This window comes from Clostridium septicum, assembly GCF_003606265.1.
Classification (GTDB): Bacteria; Bacillota; Clostridia; order Clostridiales; family Clostridiaceae; genus Clostridium; species Clostridium septicum.
Window position 1 is genome coordinate 2,409,372 of sequence record NZ_CP023671.1, and the last position, 20,395, is coordinate 2,429,766.

At 26.5% G+C, this 20,395-nt stretch carries 18 protein-coding genes; 10 read left to right on the forward strand and 8 right to left on the reverse strand.

The genetic code is table 11. The features are described 5' to 3' along the window. Positions 1–42 precede the first annotated feature (42 nt). Both galU and CP523_RS11045 read left to right on the forward strand, forming a co-directional pair. Positions 43–912, forward strand: coding sequence for a UTP--glucose-1-phosphate uridylyltransferase GalU (gene galU / locus CP523_RS11040; protein WP_066677113.1), 870 nt, complete (start codon positions 43–45; stop codon positions 910–912). 182 nt (positions 913–1,094) lie between these two features. Beyond that, the gene (locus CP523_RS11045; RefSeq protein WP_066677111.1) at positions 1,095–2,204 is read left to right on the forward strand and encodes an ABC transporter ATP-binding protein; all 1,110 of its coding nucleotides are present in this window, start codon (positions 1,095–1,097) and stop codon (positions 2,202–2,204) included. A 259-nt stretch (positions 2,205–2,463) separates the two neighbouring features. Here the strand turns inward: CP523_RS11045 and CP523_RS11050 are convergent, their stop codons facing one another. Further along, the gene (locus tag CP523_RS11050) at positions 2,464–3,402 is read right to left on the reverse strand and encodes a 5'-nucleotidase, lipoprotein e(P4) family (protein ID WP_066677109.1); all 939 of its coding nucleotides are present in this window, start codon (positions 3,400–3,402) and stop codon (positions 2,464–2,466) included. 124 nt (positions 3,403–3,526) lie between these two features. Here CP523_RS11050 and CP523_RS11055 point away from each other — a divergent pair, with 124 nt between their 5' ends. Continuing rightward, positions 3,527–4,549: an IS6 family transposase gene (locus CP523_RS11055; protein ID WP_120140380.1), complete on the forward strand. Its 1,023-nt coding sequence runs from the start codon at positions 3,527–3,529 to the stop codon at positions 4,547–4,549. 584 nt (positions 4,550–5,133) lie between these two features. On the opposite strand, the gene trpS is transcribed toward CP523_RS11055, so the two are convergent. The 4 genes from trpS to CP523_RS11075 all read right to left on the reverse strand — a co-directional run bounded on the left by trpS (position 5,134) and on the right by CP523_RS11075 (position 8,053). Beyond that, positions 5,134–6,144 carry a tryptophan--tRNA ligase gene (gene trpS / locus CP523_RS11060; protein WP_066677106.1) on the reverse strand — a complete coding sequence of 337 codons (1,011 nt, stop codon included), beginning with the start codon at positions 6,142–6,144 and terminating at the stop codon, positions 5,134–5,136. 144 nt (positions 6,145–6,288) lie between these two features. Then, positions 6,289–6,468, reverse strand: a complete 180-nt coding sequence (locus tag CP523_RS11065; protein ID WP_066677104.1) for a hypothetical protein — start codon at positions 6,466–6,468, stop codon at positions 6,289–6,291. Between the two features lie 126 nt (positions 6,469–6,594). Continuing rightward, positions 6,595–6,750 carry a zinc-ribbon domain-containing protein gene (locus tag CP523_RS11070; protein WP_066677102.1) on the reverse strand — a complete coding sequence of 52 codons (156 nt, stop codon included), beginning with the start codon at positions 6,748–6,750 and terminating at the stop codon, positions 6,595–6,597. A gap of 205 nt (positions 6,751–6,955) precedes the next feature. After that, entirely contained in the window at positions 6,956–8,053 is a 1,098-nt protein-coding gene (locus CP523_RS11075) for an endospore germination permease (protein ID WP_066677100.1), read from the reverse strand. Between the two features lie 106 nt (positions 8,054–8,159). Between CP523_RS11075 and CP523_RS11080 the strand changes: the two genes are divergently transcribed. From CP523_RS11080 to glcT, 6 genes are all read left to right on the forward strand, one after another. Continuing rightward, positions 8,160–9,596, forward strand: coding sequence for a spore germination protein (locus tag CP523_RS11080; protein ID WP_176712686.1), 1,437 nt, complete (start codon positions 8,160–8,162; stop codon positions 9,594–9,596). After that, positions 9,574–10,692, forward strand: a complete 1,119-nt coding sequence (locus CP523_RS11085; protein WP_120140854.1) for a Ger(x)C family spore germination protein — start codon at positions 9,574–9,576, stop codon at positions 10,690–10,692. The genes CP523_RS11080 and CP523_RS11085 overlap by 23 nt, the downstream gene beginning before the upstream one ends. A gap of 154 nt (positions 10,693–10,846) precedes the next feature. After that, entirely contained in the window at positions 10,847–11,989 is a 1,143-nt protein-coding gene (locus CP523_RS11090; RefSeq protein ID WP_120140855.1) for an AlbA family DNA-binding domain-containing protein, read from the forward strand. Between the two features lie 17 nt (positions 11,990–12,006). After that, positions 12,007–12,420, forward strand: a complete 414-nt coding sequence (locus tag CP523_RS11095; RefSeq protein ID WP_066677090.1) for a hypothetical protein — start codon at positions 12,007–12,009, stop codon at positions 12,418–12,420. A 198-nt stretch (positions 12,421–12,618) separates the two neighbouring features. Further along, complete coding sequence (gene tyrS / locus CP523_RS11100; RefSeq protein WP_120140856.1) at positions 12,619–13,839, forward strand: tyrosine--tRNA ligase; 1,221 nt, start codon at positions 12,619–12,621, stop codon at positions 13,837–13,839. 239 nt (positions 13,840–14,078) lie between these two features. Next, a complete protein-coding gene (glcT, locus tag CP523_RS11105; protein ID WP_066677086.1) occupies positions 14,079–14,942 on the forward strand; it encodes a glucose PTS transporter transcription antiterminator GlcT in 864 nt (287 codons plus the stop codon). A 39-nt stretch (positions 14,943–14,981) separates the two neighbouring features. On the opposite strand, the gene CP523_RS11110 is transcribed toward glcT, so the two are convergent. From CP523_RS11110 to CP523_RS11120, 3 genes are all read right to left on the reverse strand, one after another. Beyond that, a complete protein-coding gene (locus tag CP523_RS11110) occupies positions 14,982–16,037 on the reverse strand; it encodes a tetratricopeptide repeat protein (protein WP_120140857.1) in 1,056 nt (351 codons plus the stop codon). Between the two features lie 82 nt (positions 16,038–16,119). Then, positions 16,120–17,544, reverse strand: coding sequence for a HAMP domain-containing sensor histidine kinase (locus CP523_RS11115; RefSeq protein ID WP_120140858.1), 1,425 nt, complete (start codon positions 17,542–17,544; stop codon positions 16,120–16,122). After that, positions 17,528–18,232, reverse strand: a complete 705-nt coding sequence (locus CP523_RS11120) for a response regulator transcription factor (RefSeq protein WP_066677078.1) — start codon at positions 18,230–18,232, stop codon at positions 17,528–17,530. Before CP523_RS11120 ends, CP523_RS11115 begins: the two co-directional genes overlap by 17 nt. A 178-nt stretch (positions 18,233–18,410) precedes the next feature. Here CP523_RS11120 and CP523_RS11125 point away from each other — a divergent pair, with 178 nt between their 5' ends. Continuing rightward, a complete protein-coding gene (locus tag CP523_RS11125) occupies positions 18,411–20,390 on the forward strand; it encodes a hypothetical protein (protein ID WP_066677076.1) in 1,980 nt (659 codons plus the stop codon). Positions 20,391–20,395: the final 5 nt, after the last annotated feature.

Below are 20,395 nucleotides of genomic sequence, written 5' to 3' on the forward strand. Positions count from 1 at the left end.
GTTATAATACTATTAAAAGTTTTATATTTGAGAGGTGTATATATGAAGGTAAGAAAAGCTATTATACCTGCTGCTGGACTAGGAACAAGATTCTTACCAGCAACTAAGGCTCAACCAAAAGAAATGCTTCCAATAGTTGATAAACCAACTATACAATACATAATAGAAGAAGCAATAGCGTCAGGGATAGAAGAAATCCTTATCATTACAGGAAGAAATAAAAAATGTATAGAAGATCATTTTGATAAATCAGTAGAATTAGAAATGGAATTAGCTAAAAATCATAAAGAAGAGTTACTAGAATTAGTTAGAGATATATCAGATATGGTAGATATACATTATATAAGACAAAAAGAACCAAGAGGATTAGGTCATGCCATTTACTGTGCTAAAGCTTTTGTAGGAAATGAACCTTTTGCAGTTTTACTTGGTGATGATGTAGTAGATTCACAAAAGCCATGTTTAAAACAACTAATGGATTGTTATAGTGAATATAAAACTTCAATATTAGGAGTTCAAACAGTAAATTCAGAAGATGTAAATAAATATGGAATAGTTGATGGAATTCACATAGAGGATAGAGTATATAAGGTTAAGGATTTAGTAGAGAAGCCTGCTATTGAGGAGGCACCAAGTAATGTTGCTATTTTAGGAAGATATATTATTACTCCTAAAATATTTGAAATACTAGAAAATACTAAACCTGGTAAAGGAAATGAAATACAATTAACTGATGCATTAAAAACTTTAATCGGAAATGAAGCTATGTATGCTTATAATTTTGAAGGCAGAAGATATGATGTAGGAGATAAATTAGGTTTTTTACAAGCTACTGTTGAATATGCTTTAAAGAAGGAAGAGCTAAGAGAATCATTTATAGAGTATTTAAGTTCAAAGCCTTGGGAAAGATAATTTATATATAAAAAGGAAGTCATGTAAGACTTCCTTTTTATATTAATTACTATACATATTGCACAAAGAATAGTATCTCTTTTTGTGAATTATGATAATAGACTGAAAAAAAGAAAAGGGTTACAATAAAGACAGTTAAAAGATAAGTATTAAATAAGTATAGAGAATGAGGGGGATTATAAATGGCAAATTTATCATTACAACATATTTACAAAATATATCCAGGAGATGTTACAGCAGTTAAGGATTTTAATTTAGAAATTGCAGATAAGGAATTTATAGTTTTTGTAGGACCATCAGGTTGTGGTAAATCAACAACTTTAAGAATGATAGCAGGATTAGAAGAAATATCTAAGGGTGAATTATATATAGATGATAAATTAGTAAATGATGTACCACCAACAGATAGAGATATAGCAATGGTTTTCCAAAACTATGCATTATATCCACATATGACGGTTTATGAAAATATGTCTTTTGGTTTAAAGCTTAGAAAAATGCCAAAGGCTGAAATAGATGTTAAGGTTAGAGAAGCAGCAAAAATACTTGATATAGAGCATTTATTGGATAGAAAACCAAAGGCTTTATCAGGAGGACAAAGACAAAGAGTTGCGTTAGGAAGAGCCATTGTTAGAGAGCCAAAGGTATTCTTAATGGATGAGCCTTTATCAAATCTTGATGCTAAATTAAGAGTTCAAATGAGAACAGAAATATCTAAGTTACATCAAAAATTACAAACTACATTTATATATGTAACTCATGACCAAACAGAAGCTATGACAATGGGGACAAGAATAGTTGTTATGAAGAATGGTATTGTTCAACAAGTTGATAGCCCACAAGAAATATATTCACATCCAGCTAATATGTTTGTTGCAGGATTTATCGGAAGTCCACAAATGAATTTTATAGATGCTGAGGTGAAAGAAGTTGGAGAAAAGCTTACTTTGAATTTCGGAAAAGAAACAATACTTGTACCAGAAGATAAAGCAAAGATTATTAGAGAAAAAGGCTATATTGGAAAAACTGTAGTATTAGGAATAAGACCAGAAGATATGTATGATGACTCAAATTATATAAATGAACATCCAGATAGCATATTCGATGCTAATGTTGAAGTAACAGAATTAATGGGGGCAGAAAGTTATATTTATATAAATAAAGATGGGGTTGCAATGACTGTAAGAGTAAATGGAAGTACTAAATTACAAAATGGACAGATAGCTAAATTTGCTATGGATACAAAAGCTATTCATATATTTGATAAAGAAAGTGAATTAGCAGTTTTATAAAATATTTTCTTAAAAGAAGTACAGAGGAATATAGCCTCTTTACTTCTTTTAAGATATAGCAAAATAAAAAAGTTATCTAAGAATACGTTTTTATTCTTAGATAACTTTAAGAAGTATAAAATCGTATCTAAATGATAGTGAGATTGTGTGTCATTTATTACTGATAATTTAGTTGGAATATATTTTAAAGTTTACATAGACGACGTTACACTATATTTTATTCTTAAATTACAAATACTACTTTAGATGAAACTATAATTTAATTTATAGATTTATACCATTGTTCAAATTTATCAGTATTTTTATAACTATAATTATCTAGGATTTCTTTAATAGCTTGAACTTTTTCGTCTTCAGTTAAACCTTTTTTATTATTCCATACTGATTCAACATAGTTTCCATAAGTTGAATTTGGTAATAATATATATTTATCTCCCCAAAGATCTTTATATTTAGGGTCAGAAGCAAGTTCATTTCTATTTATTGTACCTAATTCTTTTGAAAAATCTTCTGTGAAGTCACCGATATTATCTCCTAAATACATAACAACATCATAATCCTTAAGAATATTTTCTCTTCTTTCTGTTTTATCTGAAGATCCACTTTCATCACAAACCTTAACATGTTCTTTATCAGCATTAGGGAATCCTAAATGTTGAAGTTGAGCTACTGATAAATTAAGCTGAGTATGCTCTCTATTAGTAACATAGAATATTTCTATTCCATTTTTAGATGCATAGTTCATAAATTCAACAGCCCCTGGAATTGCAACATTTGAAGTTGAAGCGATTGAATCATAGTAACCATTCCAAGGTCCATTATCCCATTTTTCATCCTGCAGGATAATTCCAGCAATATAATTACAATCTGAAGCAAGTGTATCATCAATATCTGAAATTATAGCAAGTGGTTTTTTATACATACCAGATTCTCTTTCAGCAATTCTTTTATCAAGTTGTACTGTTGCAAGTTTATAGCTTTGGTATTGTAAACCTTTAACCTCGGCTGATAATTGATAAAGAATGCCATTTATATAGGATTCTTTTCTCCAGTCATTTGTAATAGAATCTTCAGTGCCTATAATTTTTTCTTTTTCATAACTTAGTTTTGTTCTACAACCTATTCCAAATGCACTAATAGATATTATTAAAAAAGTTGCAAATAAAAATTTAAAGACATTTCCATATTTTTTTAACATAATAATCCCCCATACTAAATATTTCGATCTGTTAAGTTATATGAACATTGCTCTTCTCAACCCAAGGAAATACAATAGGTTTGCAAGACTAAATAATACCCCCTTCGAAAAGGAGAGAAGAACAATGAGCAAAACTAATATAAAATGCCCACGCTGTAATTCTGATAAACTATATAAGTTTGGTATGAATAAGCAGGCTAAACAAAAGTATCAATGTAAGCAGTGTAAGCGCCAATTCGTCCTAGGCGACGGTGACGGACGTCCTAAACTAAATAATCCTAAATGTCCTAGATGCGGTAAGGGAACTTACTTACATCATGCATATAAACATTACAATCGCTATAAGTGCAATAACAAGAAGTGTAATCACATAATAGTAAAACATCACACCACCAATATTGATACAGCTTCTAGTGAATTAGTTAGTGGTTCCCTTTCAATGAAAGGAATGCGTTTTCCGCTACATGTAATACTAACTGCATTAACACTATATTTTTTAAATAATTCATCAACAAGAGCCATTTCTCAATTCTTGATGATTAACTCTGGAATTAAAGTATCTCATGTCACGATAGCCAGTTGGACTAATAAATTTGCACCTTTCTTTAAACAAAAGGCTGATAAATTTAAAGCTAGTTTAAACTTACAATCTGACGATTGGCACGCTGATGAAACAGTAGTATTTATTAATGGTGAAAGATACTACCTTTGGTTAGCTATTGATTCAGAAACTAGATTTATTTTAGCATTTCATTTAACTAAATCTAGAAGTTCTGATTCAGCATACGCATTGGTAAATGAAGCTAAAAAATTTGGTGAACCAGCTAATTTTATAACTGATAGATTACCTTCATATAATGAAGCCGTGGCTACGCTATTGCCCAATACAACTCATATTCCTGTAGCTCCAATGTCTAGTGATACAAATAATAATTTAATTGAATCATTTAATAAAACATTTAAAGCCTGGTATAAAACCAAGAAAGGATTCAACTCTTTTCAAAAAGCTAATAACCTTATATATTTATTTATCTTTCACTATAACTTTATTAGACCACATGGATCATTAAATAACTGTACTCCAGCAGAAGTTGCCGGCTTCGCCAGCGATAGCTTTTCTAAAAACTCTTGGTTTTCAGCATCTTAATTAAATTTAATACCTTTGATTAACCTGCAAAAAATCAATGCTATTGTAGGCTTATTTGCCATACAATAAAACATTCAAACTTATATAATTTTCAAAGAGCAAGTAATTCTATGAAAAATCAAGCTATTTTTTCATATCAACTTAACAGATTCAAATATTTTAAATATTATCCATCTTTTTTTATAAGTAAAACAAGTAGTAATTGTAATTAAGAACAAATTGTAGGAAACGATTTAACAATACTATTATTTACATAAAATGTCAATGATGAAATTTATTTACTTATAATATAAACATAAGTTCAAATCTATTCATTAAAGTAGATTACCTGGAGATTTAAAAAGAATACCAATATTATTTCAAAGGAAATTGAAACAATGTAAAATATAACAATATAGTTTTTGCAATGCTAAAAGAACTTAGAAAATCATTTAGATTTTATATGTAAATAGTATAAGACTATATATTTGTAATATTTATGAAGGAATAATAAGACTTAAAAATTATACAGGAATATATGAAATAAAATCTTAAAAAGACATAAAAGCATAGAGCTTATAAAGGCTCTATGCTTAAGTTTTATATTATCTAGGGATAAATCCTATCTTTTTTTGCATCTTTCTAAGAATTTTATTTGCATTGTAAGAAGCTTTTTCTGCTCCAGATTTATAGATTTCTTCTAAATATTTTTTGTCTGCAAGAATATCTTTTACTTTATTTTGAACAGGTTCTAATTCAGCAATTATAGCTTCAGCAACATCTTTCTTTAAATCAGCATAACCTTTTCCTTTATAGTACTTAACAAGTTCTTCAGGGGTAGAACCCTTTGTGGCACATAAAATATTAATAAGGTTTTTAACCCCTGGTTGTTCATCACAATAGTTAATGATACCTATGCTATCTGTAACAGCTCTAGACACTTTTTTTCTAATAACATCAGGAGAATCCATAATTAAAATATATGAATTTGGATTATCATCTGATTTAGACATTTTTTTAGTTGGATCTTGAAGACTCATAACTTTAGCTCCTACCTTTGGAATATATGGATCTGGAACTTTAAAAGTAGGACTATATACATTATTAAATCTATTTGCAATATCACGAGCAAGCTCTAGATGTTGTTTTTGATCTTGACCAACCGGCACTAGATCAGTGTTATATAAAAGTATATCAGCAGCCATTAAAGTTGGATAGTTAAATAATCCAGCACCAATAGAGTCACCATATTTCTTTGATTTATCTTTATATTGGGTCATTCTGCTAAGTTCCCCCATATAAGTATTACAAGTTAATAACCATGCACATTCACTATGAGCTGGTACATGAGATTGAATAAATAAGGTATTTTTTTCAGGGATAATTCCTGAAGATATATATATAGCAAGTAACTCTAAAGTTCTTCTTCTTAAGTCTTTAGGCTCTTGTTTTACAGTAATTGCGTGTAAATCAACCACACAAAAATAGCAATCGAATTCATCTTGAAGGGCTACCCAATTTTTTATAGCTCCTAAATAGTTTCCTAAAGTTAAATCACCAGATGGTTGAATACCACTAAAAATAACTTTTTTCTTTTCAATTGTATTATTTTCCATATAAAAAGTACTCCTTTCATGCTGCACTTTGACTAATAATACCTTAATTATAGAATTTCCCAATTTTTATGTCAATAAAAACCCATTTAATATAAAATAAGGTATGAATTTATTTACATACTAAATTCCATACCTTATTTTATATTAAAAATTATTTTTGATTTTTCCTTTATGAAAAGTATTACTATCTATAAGGATATCAACTAGAACTGAAATTAAGGAAAGTATTATTACTATGTTTAATGCTGTAGTAGTAAATTTAAACAATACTCCAGTTAGAAGTGTTAGTACTATTATTGTTAATAACCATTTTGTAAAATTCATATTAACCTCCTAATATAAAGTAATCTTGTCTTTTGTAAGTCAATTATAATTAGTATTTGCAAATATAAAAGAAATATTCATAAAAATAAAAAAGATTAACCAAAAAGGTTAATCTTTAAAACAAAATTATCTTCTGTTATTTTGTGCTTTTCTAGCTCTTCTACAGTCAGGGCATCTTACAGGATCGTTATCAAATCCCTTTTCTTTATAAAATTCTTGTTCTCCAACTGTGAATAAAAATTCTTTACCACAATCTTTACAGATTATTTTCTTATCTTCCATTTTAAAATCCTCCTTAAAATTCATAGGGTATAATCCTGATAACTCTCTGACCTTAGAACCTTCTGAATTTCAAGGATAAGAGTAAAATTATCTGAGACTTTTGCCTACTATTAAAATTCAATTTAATTATAACATATATAAATAATTTTGCAATCCTTTACGTATAATTTGTTGAAAAATTATTATTATTCTCACAATTATGGAATTAATTTTCATTTTTTAAATTAGCTTTAATTCTATGTTTAAATTTTATATTATAAATAGTGAAAATTATTACAGGAATTACAAAAAATATAATTAGGTTTGTTATCTCATTGTACTTTAATAATTTAAATAACATGAAGTTGCTTCCTCCAAGAAATGTAGAAAATACAAATATTAAAAATGTATAAACTAATGTAAATAATTTTCTATTAGAGAAAAGTTTATTATATATTATTAAAATTCCATAAGTAGATAAAATATATTTTATGAAAAAACCAACAACTGTTTGATAGAGAAAAAATAATTCTCCAAATTCTAAAAATCCACCTATTTGAATTCTTTGCCCTAAAACAAATTCAGGATAAAATATATTAGCTGATCTAAGAGGCCCAAAGCTGGTTATTATTCCTAAGATAGAAACAACTATTAGCCCAGTACTAATACAAGAGGCATAAAGACTGTGGATCTTTATATGCTCATTTTTAATCATATATTTCATAAATGGAATAGTTATAGCGAAAGAGCTTAGAGATCCTATAATTAGTGCAATTGTAATAAAAAAGTTTTTATTAAGCCCATTACCGAGAACAGGCAAAACGTAATCCATATTTTTATAGCCTTGTGTTAACAATATAAATAGAATTGAATTTATAATTAATGATCCAACACCTACCAATACAAAAATAACTATAGTTCTTACATTTTTATTAAGTAAAAAGATTGATGGAAGCAAAAAGAAAATTAAAGCATACCATACTGGACTTTCTATGAAAAATGTTGAATGAAGAGCATTTGCTTCTATAGCCGCAGATTCCAAAGCTGATAAAAATAAGTTTATAGAAAATATGAATAATAAAATTTTACCTAAGGTTTTAGATAAAGATGAGGTAAAGATTAATTTAATATCATATGTATCAGTATTTTTACAAATATTCATTATATAATATACATAAAGAATAAAAATAATAGAGGCAACTAGAGCACAAAGCCAAGTATCTCTTCCTCCTATACTTATAAATAGTGAAGGATAAGTTTTTAAAGAAATAAGTGTAGCCCCAATTATAAATAATATAAAATGTTTACTTGAAAGTTTATTCATTCTCCCACCTCTTAAATATTTAAAATTATTAATTCCTCAAAAGGTAGTATTAGCAAAAGATGTGAATATTAAACCTAAAAGTTAGAGATAATATGTTTAGGTGATGATTATGAAAAATTTAGATTATATTAAAGAGAAACTTAAAAACTCTTTTGATGTCAAATACAGAACAGTAGAAACTGTATTGGGAAAAGCTACTATAGTATTTATAGATGATTTATGCAATTCAGAATTAATAAGTGATAATGTAGTGTTTCCAATTAGAGGTTTTGGAGAACTACAACCTAGTGAAGGGAAAATTACAACATTACAAGAACTTATAGATAATGTATTAAATATAAATGCAGCAGGACTAGCAAAAGATAAAGATGATGCAGTAATGCATGTATTGTCAGGAGATCCTATAATTATATTTGATGATTTTGAAGATATTGTTTATGTAGAAGCTAAAGGTTTTCCAGTAAGAGGTGTAGGAACACCAGAAACAGAATCTGTAATAAAAGGTCCAAGAGAAGGATTTAATGAGTTAATAGTAAATAATGTAGCACTTATTAGAAGAAGAATAAAAAATCCTGATCTTAAATTTGAGGCTGTTGTAGTAGGAGAAAAGTCTAAAACAGCAGTTGCGGTGACATATATAGACGGTATAGCACCTGAGGGATTAATAAATGAAGTAAAAGAGAAAGTAAAAAATTTAGATATAAGATTTATATTAGACACAAATTATATTGAGGATGCTATTAAAAAACAAAAGAGCTTTTTTGATACAGTAGGTTATACAGAAAAACCAGATGAAGTGGCAGCAAAATTATTAGAGGGGAGAGTTGCTGTAATAGTAGATGGAACCCCATTTGTTATTACAGTACCATATTTTTTCTTAGAAAATTTTCAAATGCCAGATGATTATTATGTAAATAGATATTATACAAATTTTAATCGTATATTGAGATGGGTAGCTTTTTTTATAGCAACATTACTTCCAGGTTTATATGTTGCTGTAATAACATATCATTTTTCAATGATTCCATCATTATTTATGTTTAGACTTGCTGTGTCTAGGGCAGGAGTCCCCTTTCCTACATTTATAGAAGTAATAATAATGATGTTAGCATTTCAACTTATTAAAGAGGCCGGGCTTAGACTTCCACAACCTATTGGGGGAGCAATGAGTATAGTTTCAGCACTTATACTAGGAGATGCAGCAGTTGGAGCTGGCATAGCATCTAGAATTACTATAATAATAGTGGCTTTAAGTACGCTTTGTTATTTTTTAATTCCAAAGCTGTATGGAGCAGTTTCATTTTGGGCAATAATATTGGTAATATTTGCAGCTTTATTTGGTATTCCAGGATTTCTATGTGGAGCTTTATTATTATTAATGCAATTATCAGAGTTAGACACAGTAGGATATCCATTCTTATTTCCAATTGGAAGTGTAAATGAATATAAATTTAAAGATGTAGTATTAAGGGGAGAATTAAATAGGATATCTCAAAATATAATAGGAAGAGGTAAGACGGATGAAAGTAAAAAAAATAAGTAAATGCATTATAATGCTTTTGATTCCATTACTTCTTGGAGGTTGTTTTAGTTATCAGGATATAAATAAAGTTACATTTTCAACAAGTATTATTTTTGATATAGATGATTTTGGAAATTCAGTGGTGTATTTAGATTGTATAAAGCCGTATAGAAGCACTAATGAAAGTTCAGATAAAGGAAGGCGCATAATTTATAAAGGTGTTGGTAAAACTTCATTAGAGGCTTTAAGGGATATTAATTTAGCATCAAGTTTTGAATTGAATTATAGTCAAAATAGAGCATATATATTTACAGAAAAAGCCGCAAGAAATGGCATTAGAAAATATTTAGATTTAATAAATAATAATCAAGAGTTTCAAATTAAACCAAGTATATTTGTTTATTTTGGTGATATTAAGGATTTACTAAAAGTAACTTCAAGTGATGAGGAATATCTAGGGTTATATTTGGAAGATTTAGTAAGTAAAAATAGAAAAAATCCTAGAAGTATGCAAATGAATATAAATGACTATTTAAGTACATCATTAATGGCTAATAATACTAATGTAACAGGAACTATAGAAATAAGAGATGATGCTTTAGATAAGAAGATAGAAATATCAGGAGGATGTGTCTTTAAAGATGATGTTTTAGTAGAAAGAATAGATTCAAAAGATGCATTAAGTTATAACCTTTTAATGGATAATGTAAGAGGTGGAACATTAGAAATGACAAATCCAGAATCAGCAAAAGATTTTATAACATTGGAAATATTACAAAGCAAGACTAGAAGTAGTCTTAAATATGAAGGGGAAAAATTAACTCTAATTAAAAATATTGAAATGAAAGTATCACTTGGAGAAATTCAAGGAAAATTGAAAGTAGATGAAGAACTTTTAAATTATATAAAAAGTAAAAAACAACAAGAAATAAAAAAATACTTAGAAAATATATTTGAAAAATATAAGTCAAAAGATTTAGATGTATTTGATATCGAGAGATTATTAGAGGTAAATTATCCTAAAGAAGAAATAAAAGATTCTATGAAAATAACAAATTTAGAAGTTAATATAGATTTGACTATAGACGGAACAGAAGTAGTAAAAGATAGTTTATAAAATAAAAAATATACTTAAAATTTATATTTATATAATGTGAAATAGTAGTAATTTATTATAGTAAATTACTACTATTTTTATTGTTTAGTAATAACTCACTAATAGATTAAAGGAACATATTATAATATTATAGGAGGTATAAAAGGAGGTATGGATGGATAATAAGAAAATAATGTCCATTATAAAAAGAGAAGAAGGCATTAAATTAGATTTTAAGCTGAAACTATCTCTTAATTGTGAAAGTGGAAAAAAAGAATTAGCAAAAGATATTTGTGCTATAGCTAATTCTAATGGTGGAAGAGGATATATTATAGTAGGAATACAAGATAAAACTAAAAAAATAGTTGGATTAAGAAATGAAGATTTATTTTCAGAAGAACAAGTACAACAAATTATATCTTCAAGATGCGAACCACCAATTCCTATTTCAGTAGATATATATAATATTCAAGAAAAGAAAATTTGTATTATAACAATATATGATGGAGATCAAAAGCCTTATCAAATTAGAGAAACAGGATCCTTTTATATAAGAAGGGGTTCTACCACAGATACCATGAGAAAGCAAGAACTTGTTGCAGCATTTCAAGAGAGTCTTGATTTTTCAATTGAGACGTGTCCTATAATAAAAAGTAATATAGAATTTTTAAATATAGATATAGTTAGTAAATATTTTCAAAATAAAGGAATATATATAAGTAAAGACAATAAAAAATTTCTTTTAGAAAGCGCTGGAATAACTTATATTGATAAGGAGAGTGGTGAAGAAAAATGTACTTTAGGAGGTCTTTTGGTATTTTCTGATAATAATAGTATTTGTATCCCTCAGAATATGATTAGGATAATAGATAGAACTGATATATTTTCGGTAAACGTTATCCAGGGTAATCTTTTAGATATTATAGATAAATCAGAAGTTTTATTAAAAGAATTACTTCCAAGTAAATACCCTATAGAGGCAGTTGTCGAAGGTATTAAAAATGCAGTATTATATAGAGAATATTCAGCTATAAATAAAATAATAGAAGTAGTTATTTCATATAATAGTGTATTAATTATTAGTCCAGGTAAGATGATAGAAGAAAATATAAGAGGACAAAAAATTAATTATAATAAGAGAAATATGTGGATTTACGAAAAGCTTATGACCCTAGACAATAATAAACGACTTTTAAATAATGGAAAAGGATTTACAAGAATGAGAAATGCTTTTAAAGGAAAAGGCAAGGTTAAATTTATTAATTCTAAAACAGATGATTCATTCAAAGTAATATTACCAGGAGTAAAGTTTTATTGAAAAGGAGTGTGATCCCAATGATACAAATATTTTGTGCAAGCAGAGGTTCAGGAAAAACAAAAAGATTAATAGAACTTGCAAATAATCATGTGAATAATTGTAAAGGTGATTCAGTTTATATTGATGATGATTCAAGACCAATGAGATTACTAAAAAGAAGCATAAGATTTGTTACCACAAAGGATTTTGAAGTTGAAAATTGTAATAGTCTTTATGGATTGCTTTGTGGTCTTATTTCTCAAAATTATGATATAGAAAATATCTATATTGATGGCTTATCTAATATTGTTAATTGTACAATAACAGAATCAACACAACTTTTTGCACAGTTAAAAAATCTTGCCAATAAATTTAATTTAAATTTATATATAAATTTAAACTGTGATAATAAAGAGGAGTTGCCGGAATTTATAAGAGAATATGTTGCTTAAATAAGATTCTATTATTTTAGAAAGGATTTAATTGAGAATTAAAAGAGGTATTTAATATTCTACTTTTAATTCTCAAAATAATAGTATTTAAAATACAAATGATTTGAAAAGCATTTCCATCTATATATGAATAAAGGTTGATTATATACTTCTTTATAGCTATACTATAAAGAGTAACTATTTTTAGGAGGTAAAGAGATGGCTAGTGTTTTAGATGAGTTATTAGAACGTGGATACATAAAGCAATTTACTCATGAAGCAGAAACAAGAGAATTGCTAGAAAAGGAGAAAATAACTTTTTATATAGGCTTTGACCCAACAGCAGATAGTTTACATGTTGGACACTTTATAGCAATGATGTTTATGGCACATATGCAAAGAGCTGGTCATAGACCAATAGCATTACTTGGTGGTGGAACTGCTATGGTAGGAGATCCAAGTGGTAAAACTGATATGAGAAAAATGCTTACTAAGGAAGAAATTCAACATAATGTTGATTCAATAAAGAAGCAAATGGAAAGATTTATAGACTTTTCAGATGATAAGGCTATATTAGTAAATAATGCAGATTGGTTACTAGATTTAAATTATGTAGATTTCTTAAGAGAAGTTGGAGTACATTTTTCAGTAAATAGAATGCTTTCAGCTGAATGTTTTAAGCAAAGATTAGAAAAGGGACTTTCATTTTTAGAATTTAACTATATGTTAATGCAAGGATATGATTTCTATGTATTAAATGATAAATATAACTGTAAAATGGAATTAGGTGGAGATGATCAATGGTCTAACATGATTGCAGGAGTTGAGTTAGTTAGAAGAAAATCACAAACTCAAGCAATGGCTATGACTTGTTCATTATTAACTAATAGTCAAGGTCAAAAAATGGGGAAAACAGTTGGAGGAGCATTATGGCTTGATCCAAATAAAGTATCGTCATTTGACTTTTATCAATACTGGAGAAATGTTGATGATGCAGATGTTGAAAAATGCTTATCATTATTAACATTTGTTCCAATGGATGAAGTTAAAAGATTATCAAATTTAGAAGGTGCAGCTATAAATGAGGCTAAGACAGTTCTTGCATATGAAGTAACTAAATTAGTCCATGGAGAAGAAGAGGCTACTAAAGCTAAAACAGCAGCAGAGGCATTATTTGCTGGTGGAGTAGATATGAGTAATGTACCAACAGTTAAATTAAGTAAAGATACAATAGGAAAAACTATATTAGATATAATGGCTGAAAATAAAATAGTACCATCAAAGTCTGAAGGTAGAAGATTAATTCAACAAGGCGGATTATCATTAAATGGTGTTAAGGTTACAGAAATATCAAGAACTCTTAAAGAGTCAGATTTAGATGGTGGTTCAGCTTTAATCAAAAGAGGAAAGAAAAACTATAATAAAATAGTAATAGAGTAATTTAAAATAAAAATAGCTATTAAAATTCAATAGCTATTTTTATTGTCGAAAATTAAAATAATATACTTTTTTAATTAGATTATTTGAGAAATATATAAGTTATTTTTTTAGTAATTTGTCTCATTTTAAATAAGTTGACATAAATTAATAAATAAAATATAATTTATTGAAAACATTTTGAATTTTAAGTTTTCATACAATATTAGTGTAAGGTATGTATATGTAAGGGGGCAAAACATATGGGTGTAGTTTTAAAGAATGATGTAATTGTTATTAAGTCATTTAATAACAATGTGGTTTTGGTTCATGATGATGGTAAAGAAAAAATACTATTTGACAAGGGCATAGGATTTGGTAAAAAACCAGGACAATACATTGCAAAAGGCAGTAGTATACAGAAAGTATTTATTATCTCACAAGAAGAAAATAAAAGGAATTTTAAAGAATTAATAAATCGTGTTGAAGATGATTTTATAGGTGTATTTGAGGAAGCTTTAAAAGAGATAGAGTTAGATTTAGATGAAGAATTGGATGAAAAAATACATATAGGATTAATTGAACACTTAACATTTGCAATAAAAAGATTAAAAAATAGCCAAGAAATACAAAACCCATTTTTAATAGAAGTTGAAACTTTATATAAGAAAGAATTCGAATTAGCTTGTAAGTTAGCGGAGAAAATTGGAAAACATGTTAATATAGGAATTCCATATGGAGAAATCGGCTTTATAGCATTGCATATACATTCAGCAAGAAATAATGGAAAACTATCTAATACAGTAAAATATGCATTTTTAAGCAATAGCATAGTAGAGGAAGTAGAAGAAAGTTTAAATATAGAAATAGATAGGCAATCCTTAGATTATGCTAGATTCTTAACTCATATAAGATTTACTATAGAAAGAATAATGAATAATAAGAGTATTCAAAATACATTGGTAGATGTAATACAAAAAAAATTTGAAGAATCATATAAAATATCTGAAAATGTAGCTGAAATTATATCAGAAGAATTAGATAAACCAGTATCAGAAGATGAGATTGCATATTTAGCTATGCATATAGAAAGATTTAAAATATCAATAGAAGCAAAAAGTAATTAGTAATATATATAAAGGATGACTATTATAGCCATCCTTTTTTTAAGGAGTATATTGTTTATCAATTGAATAAACTATACCGTTTTTAATATTTATCCAGCAAAGTGTAGTTCTGGAAAAATAACTAGATGATTCTTTATTTATATAGTATTCAAACTCTTCCAAAGTTACAGGAAACTCTGTATTAGATAAATTTCCTGGCTCTCTATCATATCCAAAAAATATTTTATCACATTCACATAAAGTAAATGATGTATTATCAGATAATTCATAAGTTTTAATACTAGGAGAATTATTTCTTATATAATATCTATTTAATACATAGGGACTTCCATCATCACGTGTAGGTAAATCTATACCATCAGCTAAAGCAGCATCTAAAGCTTCTTTATCTATAAAGAATTCAGCTAAATCAATATCTATATAAGTTTTACCATTAGATTTATAAATACTTTTTATAGATCCAATTTCTTTATCAAAGATATTAGGTTTTACTGTTAAATTTAAATTGAAGGTTTTTCCATATTGTTCATTAAAACCTTGAAAATTAAATTCTCCAGGAGTTGAAGTATTAGCCAGAGCTCCATTCCAATTTATAGTTATAGGAATTTCTTCATTATTAATTAGTGTACTTACTTTTGTTGGTAATTCGTAGTTGTCCTCTTGATATACTATTGGTGAAAAAGTTATAATTTCAAATTTTGATTGTATATCATTTAAAATTTGTTTCATGTTATCAACATCAGTATTATTATTTATAGCAAGTCTTATAATATAATAAGCATCATCTAAGCGATTAGCTTCAATATATTTATTTTTTATTTGTAAATATAAATCTTTATTATCTTTTGCCATAGAGATAGCTTTTTCATATGCTACCTTAGCGTCTGTAAATTTACCTTCTGATAAATATTTATTTCCTTCTTCTATTGTACTTTTAAGTTTATTTTCTTCCATTTTTTCTTCGACCTTAATATCTTCACTAACATCAGAAGATATTACAGTTTCTTTATCAACCCTACCACATGACACAAGAGTAGTAAATAATAGAATTACTAATAGAATTATTCCAGATTTTTTAGTTATAGATTTTCTCATAATAATTACCCCTTTCAAGTTTATAATCCTATTATATGATGTGGATTTTTCTAAGTTTTACAAAGTTGTTTCCAAAATGTTTCTAAAGACAGGGAATTTTAATTTTTACTATTATTGTTTCTCCATTTTGTATAGAAATTTCACCAAAATGTTCTTTTATAATTTCATTGCATAAATATAGCCCTAAACCACTACTTTGAAGTTCTTTAGATTTAGGAGATTTAACAAATGGATCAAAAATAGAATTATATATCTTATCAGGAATAGGAACAGCTTTATTTATTACTTCTATATAATAATAATTTTCTTTGATATATGAGTTAACTAATATATCATCAATACCTATAGAGTGTTTAATTGCATTGTCTAATATATTTATAAGTAATTCTCTGATTTTATTTTGATGACCACTAATTGAACCAATTTCTAAATTATATAATATTTTTAAGTTATATTTTTCAGCTTTTATATTCATATCTTCACATATTTGTTTAATAAGTGGGTACATATCAATTTTATCTGGGGGCGATTGAACATTAGATATTCCTTTAGATACATCTATTAAATCCAGTACAAGTAGATGTAATCTTTCGCTTTCGGAATATATTCTTTCTATAGCTCTTTTTTTAAATTCTTCATCATCTGTTATATTATCTTTAATCATTTCTGCATATCCACTGATGGAAGTAAGAGGAGTTTTTATTTCATGAGTTACATTATCAAAAAATTGTTTTCTACTTTTTTCTAGAGTAAAAACTTTATCCTTTTCTGCATTAATGGTAGAAATTTGTTCTTGTATTTTATCTTTCATCTTAATGAATTCTTGAGATAAAATAGCCACTTCATCAGTTCCTTTAGTAGAGATTGATATATCATAGTTACCATTACCAATTTCTTTAACAGCAGATGTTAAAGAAGAAATTGGTTTAGTAGTTCTATTAGTTATAAAATAGCATAATAAAAAAATTATTATAAAAATAATAATTTCTATTAGAGTTAAAAAATTTGCTGTGTGTATATATTCAAAGTAAGAAGAATCATAGTTTTTTACAATAGTTAGAATTCCTAAATATCTATTATTAACATAAATAGGATAAGATAATATACCAAGCATTCCATATGATGTATATTTTAAATTTATAATGGCTTGCCCTGTACGGGCTATGGATATTCCATTTTCTATTTCTTCATAGATATTGATTATATTAGAAGAATAGGTATTTCCAGTCATATCTTGAATTTCTACTCTACATTCATAATTAAGAGAAATATATTTAATTAAATATTCAGATTCCCTACGAAGCAAATCTTCTTTAAGTAAAGAGTCATCAATTGTTAATCTATATTTTATAGTTTCTCTAGTACTATTCATTAATTCACTTAGTGAAGAATTAACACCTTTTTCTAAATTAGATATTAATACATTTCTAATAGATATATTTAAAACTATTCCAAGTATTATTAAGATAGATGAAATTCCTAATGTAATTTTAAATTTTATTTTCATAGTAACTCCTTATGACATATCCAACGCCAAAAACAGTTTCTATAATAGATTTTTCAGTAGATACATCTAGTTTACTTCTTAAACGTCTAACATGTATATCTATAGTTCTAGTATCTCCTTCGTATGTGAATTCCCATACGTTATCTAAAAGTTCTTCTCTAGAGAATACTCTATTTCTATTTTGAGATAGAAACTCTAATAGTTCATATTCTTTAGGTTTAAGGGGAATTTCTATATCATCTTTTAAAACTAATCTACTATTATAATTAATTTTTATATGTGAATTTAAATTAGTATATGAAATATCTGAGTTATTTTTATATTTTTCTACTCTTCTTAAAGCAATTTTTATTCTTGTTAAAACCTCTTTTATATGAAATGGTTTAGTTATATAATCGTCAGCTCCAAGTTCTAGACCTAAAACTTTATCAACTACGTCTGTTCTAGCAGTTAACATAATAATAGGAATACTATAAGATAGGTTAATAAATTTACATAAATCAAAACCACTTTCATCAGGTAAATTTACATCTAATAAAGTAAGATCAGGGGTAAAAGACTCTAATAAATCTTTAGCTTCTTTAGCTGTAAAAGCACTTTTAATAATATAACCTTCTGTTTTTAAAGAGGTAGATAGTATATCGTTTATAAAAGTATCATCTTCAATTACAAGTATTTTATTATTCATAAATAATCCTCCAAGTCAAAAAATAAGATATGAATATTTTAACATAATTTACATTAAATTGTATATTGTATATAAAAAATAATGCTTTAAATGTGATTTATATAAACTTCTTAATTAATGGTATAAATTTACGATATTATAAATAATAAAGAAATTATAAGAAAGTAGGGGGACTAATATGCCAGAGATTTTCAACTTAAATAATTCTTACAACATAAATAATAGTAAAAAAATATCAAGTAAGTTAACCTTTGAAATAGGAGAAAAGTTTTCTGGAAAAATAATAAAAAGAGATGAAGGAAACAAAGCTACTATTAAATTAGTTGATGGATGGGAATTTGAAGCTGAAATTGATGGAGATATAGATAGTTTAGAGCAGGGGTTTAATAAGTTTGAAGTAGAAGATTTTAAAGATGGAAAAATAAAGTTAAAGCTTGTTGGAGCAAATATTAAAAGTGATAATTCTAAAAATAGTGATATTTCAAATCTATTAGATAAAGAAGGATTAAAATCTGAGGATACTATATTACTAAAATCAATGCTTAAATTTGATATTTCACTTACTAAAGAGAATATAAAAAAAGTAAAGAGTCTTATTAATTTTAATAAAGATATATCAGAGAATCCAAAAGAATTAAATCTATTTATAGAAAAGTATTTAGATAGCAAGGGAATATCACAAAATTCATTAAGAGGTCAATCTATAGCCAATAATCTTAAAGAATTTTTAAATGTTTTTAAAAACCTATCTAATGAAGATATATTATTATTTTTAGAGAATAATATTGACTTTACAACTGAAAATGTTGAAGGATACAACAATTTGTTTAAAGGAAAAGGAAATATACAGGATATTCTTAAAGGCATAGATAAGTCCTTAAGTGATTTTTCAGGTAATATATCTGAAAAAGGTATTAATAATTATATAGATAAAAATACTAGTATCGTAGAGAGTAATGAAAATATTTTAAAAGAAAAGCCGGTTATAGATAAATTAAATAGTAGTATTGCTAAAGATATTTATGAAAAGCAAGATAATGTAGTAAATAATAAAATAGATATTTTATCAATATTAAAATCAATATCAGGAAAAACGGAAGATTCAACTAAATTAGGGTTAAAGGAAATACTAAATAGTAAAAAAGATATATTTACATCTAATGAATTTGCGAATATATCATCAAAGATAGATAAAATAGATGCAGATGAATTTTTGAATGTTTTTAAATTAACAAATACTGATTTAAATGAAACTATGTTAGATAATAAAAGTTTTAATTTTGAGTTAACTAAAAAATCTATAGAAAAGACTATATCTAATATTTTTCAGAAAGATATTCAATTAACAGATGAAGAATCCATGAAATTAAAAGATATAATTAGTTTAGAAATTAAGGATAATAAACATAGCAATTTAGGGTTAATTAAAAATAATAATTTAGATGAAAATCAGCAAGTCTTAAATAATATTAAAGCAAAAGATTCTTCAGTTAACGAAATATTAAATCCTAAAATGGTAGATCAGATTAGGGATGAAGTTAACAAAATAGTAGAAAAAGATATAGATAGAATGATAAATAAAAATACTGTCGCAAATGAAAAAATGACATCTCACGAGCTAATAAAGGACTCTATAGAGTCTAGGAGCAAAGAGGGAAGTAATATTATTAAAGATATTATTTCTAAACTTAATACTGAAAGCAATCTTAGTAGCAAAATAATAAGTGTGTTAAAAGATAGTATAGGAGATATAAAATTATTTAATAAAATAAGTCAAGAATATTATTATATGGATATGCCTATAAATATAAGGGAAAGGGATTATCCTTGTAAGCTAATAGTTAAAGATAACAGAAAAGATGGTAAAAAGATAGATAGTACAAATGTAAAATTAGTTGTAACAGTAAAAACTTCAAATTTAGGAGTTGTTGATGGATATATAAAAGTTACTGATAAAAATATAAATGTAGATCTGAAATGTGAAGAAAAATTTGTGAAATTAATAGATACAGCTAAAGAAAAACTTATAAATAATATACAAAGTATAGGATTTGTAGTAGCAGTTAAAGTAAGTAAAAAGAAAGATGAAGCATCAATTATAAGTTGTAGAGAATTTTTCAATGACAATAATATATCTGCAATTGATATTAAAGTGTAATTGAT